The following is a 22,989-nucleotide window of genomic DNA, read 5'->3' on the forward strand; positions in this document are numbered from 1 at the left end:
AATGGCGAAATCCGTGGCTGTGGTAACAGGTGCCGCCGGTGATATCGGGCGGGCAATTGCCAGCCGTCTGGCCGGAAGCCACGATGTGGTGGTGCTGGCCGATATTGATGAGAGCGCGGTGAATACGGCTGCGGTCAGCCTCGGGTCCGGGGATATATTCGTACCTATCGTCTGTGATGTCACCAACGAGGCCAGCATCGACGCTCTGGCATCTGCGGTGCAGACGTTTGGGGTTACCAAGACCCTTGTCAACAATGCTGGGGCGGCAAGGGCAGTCAGTCTGCACGATACCGATGCGGCCATCTGGCGCCAGGATAATGCGCTCAATCTCGAAGCGGCATTTCTGACCTTCAGGGCGTTGGAAAATCAGTTGAAGCAGTCACAAGGCTCGGTCATCAATATAGCTTCGGTCAATGGCATGGCCGTGTTCGGACATCCCGCCTATAGCGCGGCGAAGGCTGGGCTGATCCATCTGACCCGGTTGATCGCGGTGGAATATGGGAAATTCGGCATTCGCGCCAATGCCGTGGCACCCGGCACGGTGCGCACCCAGGCCTGGGAAGCGCGCGCCGCTGCCAATCCTGCCGTGTTCGAAGAGGCCAAGCGCTGGTATGCGCTGCAACGGATCGCCACCGCGCAGGATGTTGCAAATGCGGTGTTTTTTCTGGCTGGCGATCAGGCTGCGGCCATTACCGGCGTCTGCCTTCCCGTTGATTGCGGGTTAACGGCAGGCCAAAGCGAACTCGCCCGGACATTTTCACAGTCCGTGCATTATTGATCCTCCAACCATTCAGAGTTTAAAGGGAACCGTCATGGCTGAAGCAGCTTTTCGTCTGGACAATGCTTGGTATCCTGTCGATGGCGATGACGGCGGCGGTTTCGTCTTCACCCTCTACAATTTATCGTCCGAGCCCATCAGCGGTTTCAGGCTTGCCTATACTGCCTTGACGCGGGTGAAAGACGGTCCGGTCTGCGACAACGCGCTTTTCTTGCGGCGCAACGCCAATTTTCACCAGTTTGCACCACCGGAAGGCCTGGTTTTGGCACCAGGAGCGTGCTGGCAGTTTACGGTTCAGGGCCTCTGGCGGCCTGCCCGGCACCGCACGGATGGCGCAAAATCGGCTTATCTGACACTTGCCGATGGACGTCATGTCGCGGTCACCGTCGATGATCTGATGTTGCAAGGCCGGGTGAGCGAACCTGCGCCAGTTCTGTTGCCGAAGGGGGAGGTCAGCAAGCCTTTTTCGCTGCTGCCCTGGCCCGTCGAGGCGAACCTCATGGCGGGCGATGGTTTTCCGATGGCGATCTATCCCACCAAGGATACGGATCTTCCTAGCTTGCAGGCGGTTGAACGGATCAATGCGCTTTACCGGCGGCTTTTTGCAGTCGGTCATGTGCCGTTTTCGCTGGCGCCGGTCGATCAGGGCACGGCTTTGAAGTTCGCCCATGATCCCGCACTTGGCGCATCCGCCTATTGGCTTGATTTTGCGCAGCAGATTACGCTGTCCTTTGGAGATGAGGCGGGACGGCAATATGGACTGACGGCCTTGGCGCAAATGCTGCATGGCGTAAGGCAGAACCCCGCGCAGTTCCGGTTTCCGGCGTCCGGCCGAATTAAGGATGCGCCGCGTTATGGCTGGCGCGGTTGCCATCTGGATGTGTCCCGGCAATTTTATCCGACGCAGGACGTTCTGCGGCTGATCGACATCATGGCCTGGATGAAGCTGAATATTTTCCACTGGCATTTGACCGATGACGAGGCCTGGCGGTTGGAAATCAAGGCGTATCCGCAACTGACGACAGTTGGTGTGCTGCGTGGCCCGGATGAGCCGATGTTGCCGCAGCTTGGCAATGGCGCAGAGCCGGTCGGGGGCTTTTACACCCAGGAGGATGTTGGCCACATCGTCGCCCACGCCGCCTTGCTGCATGTCGAAGTCGTGCCGGAAATCGATATTCCAGGTCATAGCACCGCGATCCTGGCGGCCTTGCCTGAGCTGGTCGATGGCCAGGAAGCGCCTGACAGCTATCGTTCCGTCCAGGGCTATCCGAATAACGCGCTTAACCCGGCTATTGAGCAGACCTATGTGTTTCTCGGCAAGGTCTTGGATGAAATGGCGGCGCTGTTTCCCTCCGCTCTCGTGCATGTCGGCGGTGATGAGGTTGCGGCGAATACCTGGATGGCCTCTCCACTCGCAAAAAAGCTGATGGATGAGGAGGGTATTGACGGCACATTTGGGCTGCAAAGCCATTTCATGAAGCGTATTCAGCAGATGTTGAAAGAACGCGGCAAGAAACTGGCCGGTTGGGACGAAGTCTCCCATGGCGGCGGTGTCGATCCGCAGGGAACATTGCTGATGGCTTGGCAGAAGCCGGAGGTTGGGCTGGATCTGGCGCGGCAGGGCTATGACGTGGTGATGACGCCGGGTCAGGCCTATTATCTCGATATGGTGCAGGACGAAGCGTGGCAGGAGCCGGGCGCCAGCTGGGCCGGCACCGTGCCGCCGCACCATACCTACACCTATGAAGCCGTCGCGGAATTTCCTGAGGAATTAAAGCCGAGGATGCGGGGTGTGCAGGCCTGTATCTGGTCAGAGCATTTCCTGAACCGGGATTACTTCAACCACCTCGTCTTCCCCCGCCTGCCAGCTGTTGCAGAGGCCGCCTGGACCCCCAGGGATCAGAAGGACTGGCAGCGGTTTGCAGCTCTCGCGCCACTAATGCCACGTTTTTAAGGAAATCGGACATGGAACTTCGAATTGCCGTTGGTGGCATTCACACGGAATGCAGCACGTCATCGCCGGTGCTGATGCAGATCGAGGATTTTCGCGTGCTGCGCGGTGACGATCTGTTAGGTGCCGATTACTTCGGTTTTCTTGGCACGGAGGGGGTCAATCCTTTGCCCTTGCTGCATGCCCGCGCCGTTCCAGGCGGCCCGGTTTCGCGCCAGACCTATGAGAGTTTCAAGGCCGAGTTCCTGGAAAGGTTGCAGGCCGCGCTGCCGCTGGATGGGCTCTATCTCGCCATGCACGGCGCCATGAATGTTGAAGGCATTGATGATGCCGAGGGTGACTGGATCGCGGCAGCCCGCGCCGTGGTTGGCCCGGATTGCCCGGTGGCGGCAAGCTATGATCTGCATGGCAATGTCACCCAGAAAATCGTCGATCAGCTCGATATTTTCGCGGGTTACCGGACCGCGCCGCATATCGATGTGCGCGAAACCATGGTGCGGGCCTGGGACATGCTGGTAAAGGCACTGCGGACTGGCGAAAAGCCCGGTGTCGCCTGGGCACCTGTGCCGGTTCTTCTTCCCGGAGAACGAACCTCTACCGAAGACGAACCAGCCAAAAGCCTTTACTTGAAATTGCCGCAGCATGATCAGCGACCGGGGATATGGGATGCCAATCTGATGGTTGGTTATGTCTGGGCCGATGAGCCGCGCGCCACGGCCTGTGCCGTGGTCACAGGCGTGGATCGAAGCGAGGCGCAAAAGGTGGCTGAAGAGATTGCCCGATCTTACTGGGAGGCGCGCCAAGCCTTCCGGTTCGGCCCGGTGACGGGGTCCCTGAAGGATATGCTCGACATCGCCCAAACAACCCAGACCTGGCCGATTATTCTGGCGGATTCCGGCGACAACCCCACCGGCGGTGGCGTTGGCGACCGCGCCGATGTCTTGGCAGCATTGATTGCCCGTGATTTCGAGGGGGCTGTGATTGGCGGGATTACCGACAAGCCCGCCGTTGATGCCTGTTTTTCCGCGGGCGTGGGGGCGAAATTGGCGTTGAAAGTCGGTGGCTCACTCGATCCGGCAAGCCCATCGGTTGAGGTGGATTGCGAGGTGTTTAGGCTGGATGATCCGGGTGTGGCGACGGAGCGACAGGCTATCGTCAAAATCGGTGGGATTACCGTTATTCTCGCCAGTAAGCGCAGGCCCTACCACACTCTGGCCGATTTCACCCGGCATGGCATTGATCCGAAAGCGGTGCGGTTGCTGGTGGTAAAGTCGGGCTATCTTTCTCCCGAACTTCAGCCAATTTCCAATCCGAACCTGATGGCGCTGACCGATGGGGTCATCAACCAGGATATCGAAGCCTTGCCGAGCAAGCGCCGCAAACAACCGACCTATCCCTTCGTCAAGGATTTCGATTACCAGCCGAAAGCGACGACCTCAGCGCGGTGGGCGGGTAGCGACAATCGTTCAGGGAAAGACTGAATCCGCAAGGCTTCCAGGCAAACTTTAAACGAGAGATCAGCAATCTCATTCCCCAAAGCTGCCGCCGGCAAAAGCCAGCGGCAGCTTGTTTTGACAAAGATAGCGCGTTCATGCCGCCAGTTCTCTCCATCATCGCCGCCAATCCGGGTATCCGGATTAGCGCGATTGCGATTTTCTTCTTCGGCTTGTCTGGCGCGACCACGGCTCCCTATATGTCGATCATCGGCATACACGAGTTGGGATTGAGCAATGCGCATTACTCGCTGCTGATCTTCATCGCTTCTTGCGTCAATGTCGCCGCCAGCGTTGCCGTGGGAATATTGGCCGACAGGCTTGGACATTTTCGCATGCCGATGGTCATCGTCAGCTTGTTTGGCGTGGTCGGTTATGGGGTGGTGTTTCTCGAACCGAACCAGATCATCTTTGTTGGCTCCGCGCTCCTGTTGCTGCCGGTTTACAACGCATTGAATTCGCTGATATTTGCCAATGTGCGTGCCGCATCCAAGGATATGCCGGTGCGTGAACTGATTGCAGTCAATTCCGGCGTGCGGGCCGTTATCTCGGCCTCCTGGGTCTTGGTGCCGGGTCTGGTTGGCTTCTTTCTGGCCGGTCAGAAAAGCATGTTGCCTGCTTTTCTGTTTGCCAGCCTCGGCGGACTTGCCTGCTTCATGTTGTTTCTGGTCTGGTTGCCGAAGGCGGAGGCACGGGCCGAACCCTCGGCAAGTCTGGCGTTTTTTTCATCCTTGTCGAAAATCGCCTCACCTGGGTTATTGTTGCGGCTTGGCGCCATCGCCCTGATCACTGCCATGCTGCAAATGAACGGCGTTGTGCTGCCCCTGGTCATGACCGGGCCAGCGCATGGCACGACCGGCGATGTCGGTATTATCGTCGGTATCGTCGCCTTTCTGGAAATCGTCTTCATTCTGTTCTGGGGCTGGGTGGAGCGCAAGACCTCCAGCGTGGCGACGCTTGTTGCTGGTGCACTGATCTATTGCGTCTACCTGCTAGGTCTCGGTTTCGCCTCGCGACCAGAACATGTCTATCTGCTCTCCGGCATTGCCGGTTTCGGGGCGGCGGCGATCATCAGCGTGCCGATTACCTATTTGCAAAACCTGATTGCCGACCGTGCCGGGCTTGGTAGTTCGCTTATTGCGGTGAATATCTTCCTGAGCGGTGGATTGAACTCGCTGCTCTTTGCATTCGGAACCGGCGTCAGCAATTATTCCGGCACGGCAATGCTCGGCGCCTTGGCCGGATTCTGCGGGATTTTGCTGTTGCTGATGCTGGAAAAGCCACGGCCGTTCAGGGGCGCTCAATGACCGGAATACAGAGAAGAGACCATCATGGCAGGACGTGAACCAGAAAAGAACGACGGCGGTTTGCTGGAAGTCTGCGTCGATTCCGTTGCGGGGCTGGAGGCGGCAATTGCCGGTGGCGCGGACCGGATCGAGCTATGCGCCGCCCTTGACTGCGGGGGGCTGACGCCGACATCAGGTCTGATGCAGCGCGCCGCTCAGGCACCGATCCCGGTTTTTGCGATGATTCGGCCACGGTCAGGCAGCTTCGTGTTCTCAACCGATGAGGTCGCCGTCATGACGGCGGATATCCACGCCGCACGGCAGGCAGGCCTGGCTGGTGTCGTGCTTGGGGCGTCTCGGTTCGACGGACGGTTGGACATTGAGGTGCTTGGTAAACTCACGGAGGTCGCGTCTGGCCTCGCCATGACATTGCACCGGGCTTTCGACCTCGTGCCAGACTTTAATGAAGCGCTGGAGCAGGCGGTTGCGCTCGGGTTTGGCCGAATTTTGACTTCCGGTGGCGCGCAATCCGTCGTTGCTGGTTTTGGTCGTCTGAAGTCGCTTTTAAAGGCGGCAGATGGTAGGATCGTCATCATGCCCGGTGGCGGGTTGAGGCCTGATCGCATCGCACCGTTCTGGCAGGCTGGCCTGCGGGAGTTTCATGCTTCTTGTAGTGTGCCGGTGGCAGCCGATCCCGTTCTGGTCGAGTTTGGTTTTGCCACGGCAGGGCAGGCGCAGACCGATAGCGATGTGGTTCGCAGACTTGCCGCGGCCATCGAGACCTGCCGCACTCTGCCCTGATGGATTATACGGCCTCCGGCTCAACCCGGCGGGGCGCACCTTTTTCGTCCAGCGCCACCATGATGAAATGGGCGTCAGTGACTTTCTGGCGCTCCTGCGTGAACTGGCGGCGCACCCAGCACTCGACATAGAGGGTCATTGAGGTCCGACCGACCTGGCTGATGGATGTGTAAATGCACACGGTATCACCGACCTTCACCGGGCTCTTGAAGCTGACTTCCTTGACCGCTGCCGTGACCGTGCGGCCTTTCGCACGCTCGGAAGAGCGGATGCCAGCGGCTGCGTCCATCTGCGCCAGAACCCAGCCACCGAAAATATCCCCGGCGGGATTGGTATCGGCTGGCATAGCGAGTGTGCGTAATGTCAACTCGCCCTGGGGTTCGTCAATCTCAGTCATTGTCTTCCAACTTTCGTTTACAGGATAGTAGAAGCTGCGGCGTCGCCGCAATCCTCCATTCGATCGAAAGAAGAGATAGGCTCTAGAGACTGAAAGGTCGAGAGCGCAGGCATGCGCCAGCGACACTGCGGCTTTGCCGAAAAGCTTTACCTTGTGATTTTATTGCTTTTCAGTAACCTCAATTGAGGCGATCAGCCGCTCGATATAAGCGGAAAACAGGACGCCCATATCTGTACTTTCGGGTAGCCGCAGCCAGAGCATTTGCAAGCCATCCATCAGGCCGATAATTTCCGTTGCTATTCCTTGGGGATCTATTTCGGATTTGATCTCACGATTCATAATGCCATCGGCAAAGATATTGGCCAGTTTGTGTCGCAGATGCAGGCTACGTTTGTGAAACCATGCCTGGGCTGGGTGTCCGGCAAGCAGGCTTTCGGCGTTGAGGATCGAAAACGCCCGCACCACCCCTTCCGACTGCATGTTTTGGTTGGTGACCTCGACCAATAGGCCGAGGAAATCGCGCCAATGTGGAGTTTTCTTGGTTGAGTCCGGCGCTGTCTCTTTGTCTCGCCGTTCCAGGATCGCCAGGAGAAGGTCCACTTTGGTCGGAAAATAATGCAAAAGACCAGGAAGCGACAGACCAACATCCTCTGCAATGTCTGCAATTGCAGCATTTTGAAAGCCATCCTTGGCAAAACGGTTGAGGGCAGCCTGCAAGATTTCTTCGCGCCGTGCGGCCCCTTTCACCGAATTCCGGCGGCGGCCTGCAACCGTATCGACGGGAGTGCGGCCTGCATCGGATATGTCCTGTCCTGGCATTTGTCTCACTTTCAGGTTGCATTGTATGCCATCCTTAGAGCTTGTCTTGGAAAAAATGGAACCCAATTTTCTAAAAGACAAACGAAATCGTGAAAAACGAGAGGATGGTGGCTCAATCCGAACCTGAGCGCCTTTGGAGCCCAATCGAAAACCGGGTGAAGGCAGACAGGTTGTCTTGCGAGGAGTAATAATACCGAGTAGTTGGTAGGTAAATAGGGAGGAGTATCTGATGATCGATCGTCTGCTTGATGAGATGACCCTTGAGGAACAGGTTTCATTGCTGTCCGGTGCGGACTTCTGGACCACTGTGCCGGTGGAGCGGCTTGGTATTCCAAAAATCAAGGTAACTGATGGTCCAAACGGCGCGCGCGGCGGCGGGTCACTGGTTGGCGGCGTGAAGGCGACTTGCTATCCCGTGGCGATTGCGCTCGGAGCGACCTGGAACCCGGCGCTTGTCGAAGCCATGGGTGTTTCCCTGGCGGGACAGGTGAAGAGCAAAGGTGCGAGTGTCCTTCTTGCGCCAACCGTCAATATCCATCGGTCCGGGTTGAATGGGCGCAATTTCGAATGCTATTCCGAAGACCCAATGCTGACGGCGGCTTTGGCTGTCGCTTATATCAATGGCGTGCAGGGCCAGGGTGTGGCGGCGACAATCAAGCATTTCGCCGGCAATGAATCCGAGATCGAACGGCAGACCATGTCCTCGGATATCGACGAACGCGCCTTGCGGGAGATCTATCTTCTGCCCTTTGAACAGGCCGTGAAAAAGGCTGGTGTCATGGCGGTTATGTCCTCCTATAACCGGCTGAACGGTACCTATACCAGCGAACATCCCTGGTTGCTGACGGATGTGCTGCGCGAGCAATGGGGCTTCGACGGTATTGTCATGTCGGATTGGTTCGGCTCGCATTCTACCTCTGAATCCGTCAACGCAGGGCTTGATCTGGAAATGCCCGGCCCAACCCGCGACCGTGGTGAAAAGCTGGTGCAGGCGGTTCGCGACGGCACCGTCAGGCCGGAAACAGTACGCGAAGCGGCGGGACGAATTCTCACTCTGCTGGAGCGTGTCGGGGCGTTTTCGTCCGCGCCGGACCTGTCCGAACACGCCGAGGATCTGCCAGCCGACCGGGCGTTAATCCGCAAGATTGGTGCAGAAGGTGCGGTTCTTCTGAAGAATGACGGCATCCTGCCGTTGGTAAAGGCATCCTTGAAGCGTGTCGCGGTTATCGGGCCGAATGCGGCTGTTGCCCGGGTGATGGGCGGCGGCAGCGCCCAGATCAATGCCCATTATACGATCAGCCCGCTTGAGGGCATTCGGGCGGCTTTGCAACGCAGTGCCGATGTGCAGCACAGCGTAGCCTGCGGCAATAGCCGCTTGGTCAAGCTGTTTTCGCAGCCGGTCACTGTTGAGTATTTCAAGGGAGTCAATTGCCAAGGTACACCTGTGGCGACGGAAACCGTGCAGACGGGTGAATTTTTCTGGTTCGACCTGCCATCGCCGGATCTGTCTCTGACGGATTTTTCGGTGCGGTTCGCCGGCACCTTCACACCGCAGGAGGATGGTGCACATTTGCTTGGCATGACCAATTCGGGTCTTGCGAAGCTCTATGTCGATGAAGAACTTGTCATCGACGGCTATACCGATTGGAAGCGCGGCGAGAATTTCTTCGGCACGGCCAATAACGAAATTCGGCACTCGGTGGAGATGAAGGCTGGCCGTAGCTACGCGATCAAAGTTGAATACCTGTCGCCACCGCCAGAGGAATACGGCATCCATATCACCGCGATCCGCTTCGGCATCGAAAGAATTCTCGGTGAAGACTCGATGGTGGAAGCAGTTGAATGCGCAAGGGGGGCGGATGTGGCGCTGCTCTTTGTCGGGCGCGAGGGGCAATGGGATACGGAAGGTCTCGATCTGCCCGACATGCGCCTGCCGGGTCGCCAGGAAGAATTGATCGAGCGGGTCAGCGCCGTCAATCCAAATTGCATTATCGTGCTGCAAACCGGCGGTCCGATTGAAATGCCTTGGTTGGAAAAGGTCAAGGCGGTGCTTCAGGTCTGGTATCCAGGCCAGGAGCTTGGCAATGCCGTGGCCGATATGCTGTTTGGCGATCAGGAACCGGGTGGGCGTCTACCGCAGACGTTTCCCAAGCAGCTGTCGGATAATTCCGCGATGACCGGTGACCCATCGGTCTATCCCGGCAAGGATGGCCATGTGCGTTATGAGGAGGGAGTCTTTATTGGCTACCGTCATCATGATAGCCGTCATATCGAGCCGCTCTTTCCTTTTGGGTTTGGGCTTGGCTATACCAGTTTTGATTGGGATGAGCCCAAGGCCTCCACTGGCGAAATGACTGCATCGGGCATCAAAGTCACCGTCAGGGTCTCGAATGCCGGAAAACGGGCGGGGTCCGAGGTGGTGCAGCTTTATGTCGAGGCACCTGTCTCTGGTGTCGAACGGCCATTGAAGGAGTTGCGGGCCTTCGCCAAGATTGCCCTGGAGGCAGGTGAAAGTGGTACAGTGACGCTGGAAATTAACCCGCGCGACCTGAGTTATTACGATGTCGATGCGGCGGCATTCCGTGCGCCAGCGGGTGACTATCGGCTGCTGATTGGCGCCCATGCCCAGGACATCCGCAGCACGATTACGATTGACAATCCGCAGGAATGGCTTGGTGCTGTTGGCGATAGGGCGATCTGATCGGTGGCTTAAATCCTCAGGCGGGCTTCAAAGCCATCCTGTCGCCCGCTGGCGGGCGACAGGATGTCAAAACGGGCATTCATCTGCTCTGCCAAGCGCTCGATGATTGACAAGCCAAGGCCTGAGCCGGGTGTGGTGGCATTGGCGCGTTGGAAGCGTTTTCGGATTGCCACCAAGTGTTCGGGTGAGAAAACGGGAGAACCGTTGACGACGCTGATCGTGCCGTCTTCACCAAGCGTTACCTCAACCGCCACGTCTTGTGTTCCATGCCGCACAGCATTCTCGATCATGTTGCGCACGACAATGGCAAAGGCGTCTTCGCTGACGGCGCGTGGCAGGGTCGCTGTTGGCGGGTGTCGATAAACAATGGCATTTCCCGTCACGCGCTGGAAATCCTCCACGACAAGATCAAGCACGGGTACAAGATCGACAGCCTGGCCAGTCGAGCCGATGCCCGCTTCTGCGCGAGACAATTGCAACAGTTTTTCCGCGAGGCTCGCAAGCTTTTGCAGGGAGGCTTCCACCTGGCTTGCCCGTGCGCGTGTTTCCGGCTCCTTCAACTGGGCCAGCATCATTTGCGTCTGGGCCAGAGCACCGGCAATCGGAGTGCGCAATTCATGGGCGCTGTTGGCGGTAAATTCGCGCTCCGCATCTAAAGCGGACCGCAATCTGGTGAGCAGAAGATTGACGGAACGTCCTATGGGCTGCAATTCCTTGGGCAGCGGACTAAGGTCAATTTCCGCCAGATTGCCGTGATCCTTTGCGCTGATTTCCTGGCGAAACTGTTCGACAGGAAGTAGGGAGCGGCGGATGATCAACCAGGCGGCCAAAACGCTGAGCGGAACAAGTGCAATCACCGGCAGCAGCATGGCAAGGCCTGCCGCAAGGGCAGAGATATGCCGATGGGTCATTGAGTCCGCCACCTGCACGATGATCGTGTCGCTGACCGCTGAGGTCGTATAGATCCGGTATGTGTCGTTTTGCCAGAAACCGGGTGTCAGCGGCGCGGGCAGGGGTTCTGCTGCCTCAGCATGGGAGTGCATCAGCACCCGCCCGCTTGCATCTCTCACTTGATAGATCAAATATCCATCAGATTTGGGGTCGACGGTCGTTAGGATTTGCAAGGGACTTTTCAGCGGGTCGCGCTGCATGATGTCATCGACGACCAATGGCAAAAGCCTGTCGCCGGTTTCTTGCAGGGCGCTGTCAAAAATCTCGCCGAACTCGGCCTGCATGACGATGGCGCCGCAGGTTGCTGCCACCAGCCAAAGCACGGTAATCGCGCCGGAAAGCCACAGGAGAAGTTTGCGGGTCATGCTCGGCTTGGTCATACCGCCCCCGCAATGCTGTAGCCAACACCGCGGACGGTTAGCAAGCGGTCCTTGCCGATCTTCTTACGCAACCGGCTGACATAAACTTCCACCGTATTGCTTTCGATTTCCGATCCGAACGCATAGAGCGCTTCCTCGATGCGGGATTTGGAGACCACGGCACCAGGCCTTGCCAAAAGTGCATCAAGCACCGCCCATTCCCGGCTGGAGAGGCTAATGGCCTCGGCACCATCGGCAATACGCCGATCAGTGGGGTTGATTTCCAATGTGCCGATGCGAATGATTGGATTTGGCTTTGCGGCGTAACGGCGCGCGACCGCCAATATGCGCGCCGTCAGCTCATCGAGATTGAATGGCTTGACCAGATAATCGTCAGCACCGGAGTTGAGGCCCTCGATCCGATCCGAGATCTGGTCATGGGCGGTGAGGATAATGATTGGGGTCACGTCGCCATGTTCGCGCAACCGCTTCAGAAAGTCGATGCCGTTGCCGTCAGGCAAACGCAGGTCAAGCAGGATCAGGCCATAAGCAACGGTTCTGGTACAGGCTTCGGCGTCCTGTAGCCCCTTCATCCAGTCCACGGCATGACCAGCCGCCCCGACATGATCGCGAATGGCCTGACCCAGAACAGCGTCATCCTCTACCAGCAATACCCGCATGCGTGTCTCCGATCAGAACGGTCCTGGCACAAAATGCCCGGAATACGAAGCTTTTAGCGTTCTTTATGACACCTAGCTTAAGCGGGTCGAAATTTCAGAAAAATATTGGAAAGCAGCACACAGCGGATCTTCAGCTTGGTGTCAGCACAACTGACGATAAAGGGCACTCGCGTCGATAAACGGCATTTCCTACGTTCGCTGTTTGGATGCTGAACGATTCCGACAATTATTTAATGGGTTGGCGGACGAGAGGTTCGATATGAAGATTGTGCTGATTGCCTTGTCTATCACTCTGGCTCTAGCAGGCGCGACTTTGGCCGGGGGAAAATGCGCGGTGCCGCTGAAAGAATGGCAACCCCGAGAGAGTTTGCAGAGAAAGCTTGAAGGAGAGGGCTGGAATGTTCGCTCCATCAGGAGCGGCGAGGGGTGCTATGAAGCCCACGCTGTCGATGCCAGAGGCAATACAGTCGAAGCCTATTTCGATCCGAAAACGTTTAAGCCGATTGACCAGAGAGACTGAGCACTTGATACGGTCATGTATCGTCCGGTTCCATGGCGCAACAACACAGTTGGGCAAAAAAAAGCGCCGCGTTTTGAGGCGCGGCGCTAAATCAATTCCCGAAGTTGAGGGGACTTCTTCGGGCGGCTACAGGTTGGGCGAAGAGATCTCAGAGTGGCAGAGGGGATGCCGGAGGAAGATCCATTCCCTGTGAGAACCAATGTAGAACCAGTTTCTTACCTTAATATTAAATAAAACTAATAAAATGGAGTCTCATATATCTTTTTTGTAAATTCGTCCCTCGAGCAGGTCGATCTGTATCTGCTGCAATTCAGCCAAGCGCGCCCATTGATGGGCCATTTGGTGGTCGATCTTTTCATGCAATTGGCGGATTTCCAGTTCGGCGCGCAAATTGATCATGTAATCGTTCTCCGCCCGCCGCCGATCCTTTTCCTCCTGGCGCTTCTGGCTCATCATGATGATCGGCGCCTGCATTGCCGCGACACAGGACAACAAGAGATTAAGAAGGATGTAGGGATAGGGGTCGAACGGCTGAAGGAATAGCCCGATTGAGTTGATTGCCATCCAGGTGATGAGGATGATGGAAAATATGATGATGAATCGCCACGAACCGCCAAAGGAGGCGACGGCGTCCGAGGCGCGATCGCCAAACCGGGTGGGCCGTTCGATCTCCACTGCTGCGTTTTGAACCGTGGAAACATCGCGGCCAAGATCGGCGATCACGCGCCGGTCAAGGTCCGAAAGCTCACCGCGCTCTTCCTCAAGCAGCTTCTCGACTCGCTGGCGACGCAGTGCTGACAGGTCGTCGTCGCAAATCCTGGCATCGGCGGACAACGGGCCGCATTGCGCCTCGATCAATCCTATCAACGAAGATCGCATCGAGTTGACGGGATGCAAATGTCGTGACGGAACGGTTTTGTGGCAGAGGCAGCAGCGATGGGCTTGCTGGCTGGATGTGGGAGAAATGTTGGACACGCAGGGCTCCGACAGAAAAGACCGGGCGCGACAAAATTGCCGCCCCGGCCCCCTGATGCATAGCTTCAAAATTCACTGGAACCAAGAACCGTTTGTGAGCATGCAACTATACAATACCGCCAGAGCCGCCTTTGACCGCTGGCCGTTGTGCCGCGACTTTGGCTCGGTAGCCGGAGGCGCGGAAGGCCGCGACCGGGTCGATTGCGCCGCCTGCGTTGAGCCGGGCCTTTGCCAGGATTGGCTCCACGTCGGTGCGATAGGCGCGTTTCAACGTTTCAGTGGCCATCAGCGCATCATTATCGTTCTGATAGCCGTCCAGTGCGGCGCGGTCTACCAGAAGAGCCTGGGCATAGGCCCGGCGGATTTCATTGGCGCTGGCGATCAGGCTTTCAATCGGATCGGTCACATTATGCGACTGGTCGATCATATGGGCAGGGTGGAAGCCTTCAACGCCGCGATACTGCGCATCGACAAGCTCGTTGAACACCAGAAACAAGCGATAGGGCTCAATCGAACCGGCATCCAGATCGTCATCGCCATATTTGGAGTCATTGAAGTGGAAGCCGCCCAGCTTGCCGAACTGGATCAACCGCGCCACGATCATTTCAATATTGGTATTGGGCGCGTGGTGGCCGAGATCGACAAGGCACTGCGCCTTCGGCCCCAGCGTCTGGGCAATCAGGTAATTCGTCCCCCAATCCTGAACGATGGTGGAATAGAAGGCCGGTTCATACATCTTGTGTTCGGAAAACAGCCGCCAATCATCCGGCAGCGTTTTGTAGATCTCGGCCATCGAGGCGAGGTAACGCTCGAATGATTTGGTGAAATTGCTCTGGCCGGGGAAGTTGGAGCCGTCACCAACCCAGACGGTCAGGGCTTTAGAGCCAAGCTGATCGCCAAGTTCGATACATTCGATATTGTGCTCGATGGCCTGTTGCCGGGTTGCGGCATCGACATGGCTGAGCGACCCGTATTTGTAGGAATGGGCCTGATCGGCGGCATCCGAGAACGTGTTGGAATTCATGGCGTCGAAGCCGAGGCCCAGGGTGGCGGCCTTGGCCGTCAACTCTTTCGGATCGGCCTTGTCCCAGGGGATATGCAGCGAGACTTTCGGTGTGGCGCGGGTCAATTGTTGGATGACACCGCAATCGTCGAGCTTGTCGAAGATGTGACGCGGTTCGCCCAATCCGGGAAAGCGGGCAAAGCGTGTGCCGCCCGTGCCGACCCCCCAGGAGGGGACGGCAACGAAAAATTCGGAAACGGATTTGGTGACGGCGTCGATGTCGATATTGCTGCGCGCCAGCTTTTCGCCAAGCGCGCTATAGTCTGACGTTAGCGCGCTTGCCCGTTTGTCATTGTCTGCGGCCACCGCTTCCGCAGTGATGTTCAGGTCTGTCATGCTTTCCTCCCAAGGATGCATTCTCTTTTACCAGAGGTTTAGCGCGTAAAACTCTGGGCGTTGCCCGCATCGACATTGATGATATTGCCGGTCGATTTTGCCGACGCATCCGAAGCGAGGAAGTAAATGGCTTCGGCAATATCTTCAGGAAACACGTTCAGTTTCAGCATCGAGCGCTTGCGGTAATGTTCCTCAAGATCGTCCACCTCGATCTTGGAGGATGCTGCGCGCTGTTCTCGCCATTCGCCGTTCCAGATTTTTGAGCCGCGCAGCACGGCATCCGGATTGACGGTGTTGACGCGGATACCGGCATCGGCGCCTTCCAGCGCCAGGCAACGAGCAAGATGAATTTCCGCTGCCTTGGCGGTGCAATAGGCCGAGGCATTGGGGGAGGAGGCAAGACCGTTTTTCGAGGCGACAAACACCACATTGCCACCCAATGCCTGACGGCGGAATAGCCGGAAGGCTTCCCGAGACACCAGGAAGTAGCCGGTGGCGAGAATGTCGATATTCTTGTTCCACATGGCAAGCGTGGTGTCCTCGACGGGAGCGGATGAGGCTATGCCAGCATTCGATACGAGAATATCTACCCCGCCGAACTCGACACTCGCCTCAGCAAAGGCGCTGATCACAGCATCTTCTCGGGTGACGTCCAGTAGGACGGAGCGGACGGCATCGCCGCCAAGGCGCTTGGCGAAATCAGCTGTCGTGTCCGAAAGTGCTGATGCGTCAATATCGGCCAGCACAACGCAAGCCCCTTCGGAAACCAGCCGCTCCGCCGTCGCTCTGCCGATGCCGCCCGCGCCACCGGTGACGAAAGCAACCTTTCCGGCCAGGCTTTTCGGCTTGGGCATCCGTTGCAGCTTTGCTTCTTCCAGCAGCCAATATTCGATATCGAAGGCTTCCTGCTCCGGCAGGCCCTGATATTCAGAGACGGTCGATGCGCCACGCATGACGTTGATGGCATTGACGTAGAATTCACCAGCGATCCGCGCCGTTGCCTTGTCCTTGGCGAAAGACAGCATCCCGACGCCCGGAATGAGGAAGATCACCGGATTGGGATCACGGATTTTCGGAGAATTGTCGTGTTTGCAGCTCTCATAATAGCGCTGGTAATCAGCGCGATAAGCCTCAAGGGCGGAATCGAGACCGGCAAGCACGGCATCCACATCCGGCTGGCTCGGATTGAAATCCACGATCAGCGGCCGGATTTTGGTGCGCAGGAAATGATCAGGGCATGAGGTGCCAAGCGCGCCGAGTGGCTGGAGATGATTGGAGTTGACGAATTCCAGCACGGCGTCCTGATCGTCGAAATGACCAAGCTTGCGTTCGGCCTTGCCGATCCGTCCGCGAATTTCAGGCATCAGCCTTGCGGCAATGGCGCGACGCTCGGCGGACGGCAGGCTTTGCGTGGCCGCACCACCGAAAATCACCTTGCCTTCGGTTTCGCGCGCAAACCACTGGATGGCTTTATTGATGATATCTAGCGTAAGCTCGTAGCAGGCCTTGGCGTCATTATCCCAGGTGAACAGGCCATGGCTTTCCAGCACGACGCCCTTGGCCTGCGGATTGGCCTTGACGAAGGCTTCCAGATCGAGCCCAAGCTGAAAGCCAGGGCGGCGCCAGGGCAACCAGCCGATCTCGTCGCCAAAGATCACCTTTGTCAGTTCTTTCGAGTTCTTGGATGCGGCAATGGCGATGATCGCATCCGGATGCATGTGATCGACATGGGTGAACGGCACGAAACCATGCAGCGGCGTATCGATGGACGCCGCGCGCGGATTGAGGTTGAATGTGCAATGAGGGAGAAAGCCCACCATGCGGTCTTCATCGTGAACGCCCTGGTAAATGCCTTTCAGCGCCTCAAGCTGGTCCTGGTAAAGCGTTGCAAAACCGTCGAGTTTGATGGTGCCGACATCGCCGCCAGAACCCTTGACCCACAAAACCTTGACCGTCTGGCCGGTGAGCGGATCGGTTTCCATGACCTTGGCCGAGGTGTTGCCGCCACCATAATTGGTAATGCGTTTGTCGGCGCCAAGCAGGTTGGACCGGTAGAGCAGCTTGCCTGCCTCATCCAGCGTTTCGGCGTAGACATCATCCCAGCGATTGTCGAGAAGGCGGGGTTGGCCCGCTGCGGTTTGGCCCGTCATGGAAGTCCTCCCAAAATGTGATTTTAAGGCCCGCCATATCGGCGAGCGCTCCATCCTGTTATGGGTATCGCGCAAATTTATCGCTTGTGTCAATCACAAACGATCATAAATGTTCATTGTGCGTTGCAATATAATCTATTTTGATCGTTTGTGATTGACATGTTCAATCTGTTAAGCCTAAAACACGCCAAGGAGGACCGCCATGCACGAACGCGAACGCCATCGCATTATACTCAGCGCCATCCAGGAAAAGCCTGTGGTGACGGTGCAGGATATTGCCGAATTGACGGATGCGTCCGAAGCAACCATCCGGCGCGACATTGCATCGCTGCATGTCCAGGGGAAGTTACGCCGGGTGCGGGGTGGGGCGGAAGCGGTGCATCCTCCGCAGCAGGGCAATCTGGCCGCCCGCCCGTTCAGGGTGTCGGAATCGGTCAATATCGATAAGAAACGCGCAATTGCGCGCGCCGCTGTTGAACTCTGCGAGGAAGGCGATTCGATCATCATCAATGGTGGAACGACCACCTTTCAGATGGTGCATTTCATGTCAGCCCGGCGCTTGCAGGTGATGACCAATTCCTTTGCGATTGCCGAGCATCTGGTCAAGCATTCGAAATGCACGATTAATGTGCCGGGCGGCGCGATTTACCGGGATCAAAGCCTGATCCTGTCGCCTTTTGAGAATGATGCGATCCGCAATTTCTATGCCCGCCGGATGTTCATCGGCGCGCAGGGCATTTCGGCGCTGGGCGTGATGGAGCCGGACGCGCTGGTGATCCAGAGTGAGCAACGGCTGATGCGCCAGGCCGACGAACTGATCGTCATGGTCGATTCGACGAAATTTACGCGGCGGTCCAGCATGATTTTATGCGGGCTGGATGCGGTCTCAACCATCATCACCGATGACGGCGTGCCTGAAGAGGCGACCCATATGGTGGAGGCGGCTGGAATAAAGCTTTTGACGGTCCGGGCTTCGACCTCGGCCGACAGGGAGGACGCCCCTTCGGTCGCTTGAGGAAGCGATACGCCGTTTGGGGGATAACGGTTTCAACATCTGGGAGGATAAAGACATGAAAATTTCAAGACGATTGTTCGGTGCGGCGGCGATTGCCTTCGTGACGACAGCGGGCATGGCGCATGCCGCCGATATGAAGATTGCTATCGTGGTGAAATCGCTCGGCAACGGTTTCTTCGAGGCGGCCAACAAGGGCGCGGCGGAGGCGGCCAAGGAACTGGGTGGCGTCAAGATCATCTATACTGGTCCGACGACAACGACGGCTGAAGGACAGATCGAGGTGATCAATTCCCTGATCGCCCAGGGCGTCGATGCCATCGCGATTTCCGCCAATGACCCGGATGCCGTGGTTCCTGCCCTGAAGAAAGCTGCACAGCGCGGCATCAAGGTGATTTCCTGGGATTCCGGCGTGGCGCCTGCTGGCCGTATCATGCATCTCAACCCGTCTTCTAACGAGTTGATTGGCAAGATGTGCCTGAAACTGGCTGCCGACCATCTGGCTGATGGCAAGGGCGATTTCGCCATTCTCTCGGCAACCACCACCTCGACCAACCAGAATATCTGGATTGCCGAGATGAAGAAGCAGTTGAAGGATTTCCCCGGCCTCAAGCTCACCACCACTGTCTATGGTGATGACCTCGCTGACAAGAGCTACCGGGAAGCCAATGGCATCCTGACCTCCCATCCGAATGTGAAGGTGATTGTTGCTCCGACCACGGTCGGTGTCTTGGCTGCCTCGCAGGCGGTGAAGGACGCGGGCAAGATTGGTCAGGTCTATGTGACAGGACTTGGTCTGCCATCGGAAATGGCCGGTGCCATCAAATCCGGTGCCACAAAGGAATTTGCGATCTGGAACCCGATCGATCTCGGCTATTCGGCCACCCAGATCGCCTATCATCTGGTGAAAGGTGACGCGACCGGCAAGCCCGGCAGCGAGGTTCCGGCTGGACGAATGGGCAAGATCAAGATCGGCGAGAATGGTGAGGCAGCGATGGCCGATCCCTTCGTCTACGATGCCAAGAATATCGATCAGTTCTCAAAAATCTTCTGATCCAGCCACTTTATACAGTGAGGTCTGAGGCAATCGAACCCGGCGGTATCTGCCGCCGGGAACCCTTATCCGTTCCTGGCTTCCCTGGCCTGATCTGGTGCAATCGATGATGAGTGTCCAAACCACAAAGCTTGATGCAATACCGCTCGGTGATCGCGCACCGATCCTGGAGATGCGCGGCATTTCGCAGATCTTTCCGGGTGTGAAGGCGCTGGATGGTGTGACTATCGCCCTTTATCCTGGCGAGGTGACGGCACTGATCGGCGAAAATGGTGCCGGTAAATCGACGCTGGTCAAAATCCTCACCGGTATTTACCGGCCCAATGAGGGGGAAATCGTCATTGATGGTTCGCCGCTAACCTTCGCCAATGCCCAGGCTGCCATCGATGCGGGCGTGACGGCCATCCATCAGGAAACGGTGCTGTTTGACGAGATGAGCGTTGCGGAAAACATCTTCCTCGGCCATGCGCCGAAAACCCGTTTCGGCTTCATCGACTGGAACGGTATCAACACCAAAGCCAGGGCGCTGATGGACCGTCTGGAAAGCAAGATCGATCCAACCATTAAATTGAAGGATCTCTCGATTGCCCAGCGGCATCTGGTGGCGATTGCGCGCGCACTTTCGGTTGAAGCGCGAATTGTCATCATGGACGAGCCGACGGCGGCCCTGTCGCGCAAGGAAATCGATGATCTGTTTCGCATCGTTGACGGGCTGAAGCGAGACGGCAAGGCGATCCTGTTCATCAGTCACAAATTCGATGAAGTCTATGAAATCGCTGAGAATTACGCGGTGTTCCGCGATGGAAAGATGGTTGGCTCCGGCCTGCTGCAACAGACGCCGCAGGATGAGATCGTCCGCTTGATGGTCGGCCGCGACGTGCATGACGCTTTTCCAAAGATCGACGTTGCCATCGGCGCTCCGGTGCTTTCCGTCTCGCAGTATTGCCATGAAACCGAGTTTCGGGACATTTCTTTTCAATTGCGCAAGGGCGAGATCCTTGGCGTTTACGGGTTGATCGGCGCGGGCCGCTCCGAACTGTGCCAGTCGCTGTTTGGCATTACCCGCCCGGCCTCAGGAACGGTGACGTTGGAGGGCAAGATGGTCGATATCCGCTCGCCTGCCGATGCCATTGCTGCGGGCATCGTCTATGTGCCGGAAGAGCGCGGTCGGCATGGGTTGGCGCTGCAAATGCCGATTTACCAGAATATGTCGCTGCCTTCTCTGGCGCGGGTTTCGGCACGTGGTTTTCTCAAGGCCATCAATGAATTTTCCCTGGCGCGCCACTATGCCGAGCGGCTGGACCTGCGGGCGGTGGCGCTGTCCGTACCGGTTGGCACGCTGTCGGGGGGCAATCAGCAGAAAGTGGTGATCGGCAAATGGCTGGCGACCAAGCCCAAGGTCATCATTCTCGATGAGCCGACCAAGGGGATCGATATCGGCTCCAAGGCGGCCGTGCATGGCTTTATCTCCGAACTCGCGGCAGAGGGCCTGTCGATCATCATGATTTCCTCCGAACTACCGGAAATCCTTGGCATGTCCGACCGGGTGATGGTGATGCGGGAGGGTTTGCAGGCTGGAATTTTTGAGCGGGAGGCGCTGACACCGGAAGTTCTGGTGCGGGCCGCCACCGGCAATGCGTGAGGTTTGACAATGAAAAGCCTGCTGAAACACCGCGAGATAGCCTTGGGTGTCATCATCCTGCTGCTGATCGCCGGGTTCTCCACCCGTGCAGACGGTTTTGCCTCGCCAGGCAATCTGGCGACGATCTTCAACGATACGTCGATCCTGATCATTCTGGCGTTGGCGCAGATGACAGTGATCCTCACCAAATCAATCGATCTGTCGGTTGCCGCCAATCTGGCCTTTTCCGGCATGGCGGTGGCGATGCTGGATTCGAACTTTCCCGGCCTGCCGCTGGTGCTCCTGATTGCGGCGGCGGTGCTGATCGGGGCGGCACTTGGCGCGATTAATGGCTATCTCGTCTGGCTATTGCAGATCCCGCCCATCGTCGTGACGTTGGGTACGCTGACGATCTATCGCGGCATGGCCTTCGTTCTGTCTGGCGGGGCCTGGGTCAACGCCCATCAGATGACGCCGGATTTCCTCAATCTGCCGCGCATCGTCATCATGGGGCTTCCGGTCCTGGCATGGATGGCAGTGATCGTGGTCATTGCCATGGCTGTCGTGCTGGGGCGCACCACCTTTGGCCGCGCCACCTATGCCGCCGGTGGCAATGCGACGGCTGCGGTTTATGCGGGCATCGACATCGGTTGGACGCGATTTCTGGCCTTCGTGCTATCAGGCGGACTTGCTGGCCTCTGCGGCTATCTCTGGGTGTCGCGCTATGCCGTCGCTTATGTCGATATTGCCAGCGGTTTCGAATTGGACAGCGTCGCGGCCTGCGTTATCGGCGGCATTTCGATTGCCGGTGGCATCGGCTCAGTCGTTGGCACCGTGCTGGGGGCTTTGTTTCTGGGCGTTATCAAGAATGCATTGCCTGTCATCGGCATTTCGCCCTTCGCCCAGATGGCAATATCCGGTGTGGTGATTGTTTTGGCCGTGGTGTTCAACGCCCGGGCCGAACGCAGAAAGGGCCGGATCATCCTGCGGGATAGGGCCGGGGGCAGTACGGTTCAGGAGGTCACGGCATGACAATGGCACCTGTTGAACAAACCCAGGCCAAGCGCCGTATTCCCGACAAGCTTGGCACGCCGATACGCCGCCTGTTGGCTAGCTGGGAAGTGCTGTTATTGGGTGTCGCAGTGGTGATTTTCATCGCCAACGCGCTGGCCTCCCCTTATTTTCTGGATGCCTGGAACCTGTCGGACGCCACCTTCAATTTCACTGAAAAGGCGATGATCGCCTTTGCCATGGCATTGCTGGTGATCGCCGGTGAGATCGACCTCTCGGTCGCTGCGATCATTGCTCTGGCCTCGACGGCTATGGGTGCGGCAGCCCAAGTGGGCATCGGCACGCCCGGCCTGGTGATGATTGGTATCGGCGTTGGACTTCTATGCGGGGTTTTTAATGGTGTGTTGGTGGCTGGGCTGAAACTGCCCTCTATCGTCGTCACCATTGGCACGATGAGCCTGTTTCGCGGCATTTCCTATATCGTGCTTGGTGATCAGGCCTATGGAAAATATCCGGAAAGCTTCGCCTATTTCGGCCAGGGCTATGTGGCCTGGGTGTTTTCCTTCGAATTCGTCCTCTTTCTTGTGCTGGCAGCGCTGTTTGCGGTGCTGCTGCATGCCACCAATTTCGGGCGTCAGGTCTATGTGATCGGTAATAATCCGCTGGCGGCCAGATTTTCAGGCATTCCGGTCGATCGGGTCAAATTCATCCTGTTTTTGCTGACCGGATTGATGAGTGGCATTGCTGCCGTTTGCCTGACCTCCCGGCTGGGCTCGACACGGCCATCCATTGCCCAAGGATGGGAATTGGAAGCCGTCACCATGGTGGTGCTGGGCGGCGTATCGATTGTTGGTGGGGCTGGCACGATTGGCGGCGTGGTAATTGCAGCCTTCGTCATGGGCCTGGTGACCTTTGGGCTCGGGCTGTTGAATGTGCCGGGCATCGTCATGTCGATCTTTATCGGCCTGTTGCTGATCATCACCATCGCCCTGCCAATTCTGGCGCGACGGATGCGGGATATGAGGACATGA

Annotated in this window: 19 protein-coding genes; 12 read left to right on the forward strand and 7 right to left on the reverse strand. The window is 57.4% G+C overall.

Going from position 1 to position 22,989, the window contains the following annotated elements; genetic code table 11:
* The first annotated feature begins 1 nt into the window (after position 1).
* From G6L01_RS22745 to G6L01_RS22765, 5 genes are all read left to right on the forward strand, one after another.
* Positions 2–778, forward strand: coding sequence for an SDR family oxidoreductase (locus G6L01_RS22745; protein ID WP_070163332.1), 777 nt, complete (start codon positions 2–4; stop codon positions 776–778).
* A gap of 34 nt (positions 779–812) precedes the next feature.
* Positions 813–2,732 (forward strand): beta-N-acetylhexosaminidase, encoded by a 1,920-nt coding sequence (locus tag G6L01_RS22750; RefSeq protein ID WP_070163333.1) that lies wholly within the window; start codon positions 813–815, stop codon positions 2,730–2,732.
* A gap of 11 nt (positions 2,733–2,743) precedes the next feature.
* Entirely contained in the window at positions 2,744–4,210 is a 1,467-nt protein-coding gene (locus G6L01_RS22755; protein WP_071205601.1) for a M81 family metallopeptidase, read from the forward strand.
* 110 nt (positions 4,211–4,320) lie between these two features.
* Positions 4,321–5,529 (forward strand): MFS transporter, encoded by a 1,209-nt coding sequence (locus tag G6L01_RS22760; protein WP_070163335.1) that lies wholly within the window; start codon positions 4,321–4,323, stop codon positions 5,527–5,529.
* A 24-nt stretch (positions 5,530–5,553) separates the two neighbouring features.
* The gene (locus tag G6L01_RS22765) at positions 5,554–6,309 is read left to right on the forward strand and encodes a copper homeostasis protein CutC (RefSeq protein ID WP_070163336.1); all 756 of its coding nucleotides are present in this window, start codon (positions 5,554–5,556) and stop codon (positions 6,307–6,309) included.
* 4 nt (positions 6,310–6,313) lie between these two features.
* Here the strand turns inward: G6L01_RS22765 and G6L01_RS22770 are convergent, their stop codons facing one another.
* Together G6L01_RS22770 and G6L01_RS22775 are read right to left on the reverse strand one after the other, a co-directional pair.
* The gene (locus G6L01_RS22770; RefSeq protein ID WP_070163337.1) at positions 6,314–6,706 is read right to left on the reverse strand and encodes an acyl-CoA thioesterase; all 393 of its coding nucleotides are present in this window, start codon (positions 6,704–6,706) and stop codon (positions 6,314–6,316) included.
* Between the two features lie 159 nt (positions 6,707–6,865).
* Positions 6,866–7,525, reverse strand: a complete 660-nt coding sequence (locus G6L01_RS22775) for a TetR/AcrR family transcriptional regulator (RefSeq protein WP_070163338.1) — start codon at positions 7,523–7,525, stop codon at positions 6,866–6,868.
* A 229-nt stretch (positions 7,526–7,754) separates the two neighbouring features.
* On the opposite strand from G6L01_RS22775, the gene G6L01_RS22780 reads away from it, so the two are divergent.
* Entirely contained in the window at positions 7,755–10,226 is a 2,472-nt protein-coding gene (locus G6L01_RS22780; protein ID WP_070163339.1) for a beta-glucosidase, read from the forward strand.
* Between the two features lie 8 nt (positions 10,227–10,234).
* On the opposite strand, the gene G6L01_RS22785 is transcribed toward G6L01_RS22780, so the two are convergent.
* Both G6L01_RS22785 and G6L01_RS22790 read right to left on the reverse strand, forming a co-directional pair.
* A complete protein-coding gene (locus G6L01_RS22785) occupies positions 10,235–11,557 on the reverse strand; it encodes a sensor histidine kinase (RefSeq protein WP_070163340.1) in 1,323 nt (440 codons plus the stop codon).
* Positions 11,554–12,216, reverse strand: coding sequence for a response regulator transcription factor (locus G6L01_RS22790; RefSeq protein WP_070163341.1), 663 nt, complete (start codon positions 12,214–12,216; stop codon positions 11,554–11,556). Before G6L01_RS22790 ends, G6L01_RS22785 begins: the two co-directional genes overlap by 4 nt.
* A 259-nt stretch (positions 12,217–12,475) precedes the next feature.
* On the opposite strand from G6L01_RS22790, the gene G6L01_RS22795 reads away from it, so the two are divergent.
* Positions 12,476–12,736: a PepSY domain-containing protein gene (locus tag G6L01_RS22795; protein ID WP_070163501.1), complete on the forward strand. Its 261-nt coding sequence runs from the start codon at positions 12,476–12,478 to the stop codon at positions 12,734–12,736.
* 252 nt (positions 12,737–12,988) lie between these two features.
* Here G6L01_RS22795 and G6L01_RS22800 read toward each other — a convergent pair whose 3' ends face one another.
* The 3 genes from G6L01_RS22800 to G6L01_RS22810 all read right to left on the reverse strand — a co-directional run bounded on the left by G6L01_RS22800 (position 12,989) and on the right by G6L01_RS22810 (position 17,260).
* Entirely contained in the window at positions 12,989–13,594 is a 606-nt protein-coding gene (locus G6L01_RS22800; RefSeq protein ID WP_234891904.1) for a DUF1003 domain-containing protein, read from the reverse strand.
* A gap of 223 nt (positions 13,595–13,817) precedes the next feature.
* A complete protein-coding gene (gene rhaI / locus G6L01_RS22805; protein WP_070163343.1) occupies positions 13,818–15,110 on the reverse strand; it encodes an L-rhamnose catabolism isomerase in 1,293 nt (430 codons plus the stop codon).
* Positions 15,111–15,148: 38 nt separating this feature from the next.
* Entirely contained in the window at positions 15,149–17,260 is a 2,112-nt protein-coding gene (locus tag G6L01_RS22810) for a bifunctional rhamnulose-1-phosphate aldolase/short-chain dehydrogenase (protein ID WP_070163344.1), read from the reverse strand.
* Positions 17,261–17,462: 202 nt separating this feature from the next.
* Here G6L01_RS22810 and G6L01_RS22815 point away from each other — a divergent pair, with 202 nt between their 5' ends.
* The 5 genes from G6L01_RS22815 (at position 17,463) to G6L01_RS22835 (ending at position 22,989) form a co-directional block, all read left to right on the forward strand.
* On the forward strand, positions 17,463–18,275 hold the full coding sequence (locus G6L01_RS22815; protein WP_070163345.1) for a DeoR/GlpR family DNA-binding transcription regulator: 813 nt from the start codon (positions 17,463–17,465) through the stop codon (positions 18,273–18,275).
* A gap of 55 nt (positions 18,276–18,330) precedes the next feature.
* A complete protein-coding gene (gene rhaS, locus G6L01_RS22820; protein ID WP_070163346.1) occupies positions 18,331–19,326 on the forward strand; it encodes a rhamnose ABC transporter substrate-binding protein in 996 nt (331 codons plus the stop codon).
* A gap of 106 nt (positions 19,327–19,432) precedes the next feature.
* Entirely contained in the window at positions 19,433–20,968 is a 1,536-nt protein-coding gene (locus G6L01_RS22825; RefSeq protein ID WP_070163347.1) for a sugar ABC transporter ATP-binding protein, read from the forward strand.
* Positions 20,969–20,977: 9 nt separating this feature from the next.
* Entirely contained in the window at positions 20,978–21,979 is a 1,002-nt protein-coding gene (locus G6L01_RS22830; protein ID WP_070163348.1) for an ABC transporter permease, read from the forward strand.
* Positions 21,976–22,989: an ABC transporter permease gene (locus G6L01_RS22835; RefSeq protein ID WP_070163349.1), complete on the forward strand. Its 1,014-nt coding sequence runs from the start codon at positions 21,976–21,978 to the stop codon at positions 22,987–22,989. Before G6L01_RS22830 ends, G6L01_RS22835 begins: the two co-directional genes overlap by 4 nt.

Source organism: Agrobacterium vitis, assembly GCF_013337045.2.
Taxonomy (GTDB): domain Bacteria; phylum Pseudomonadota; class Alphaproteobacteria; order Rhizobiales; family Rhizobiaceae; genus Allorhizobium; species Allorhizobium vitis_B.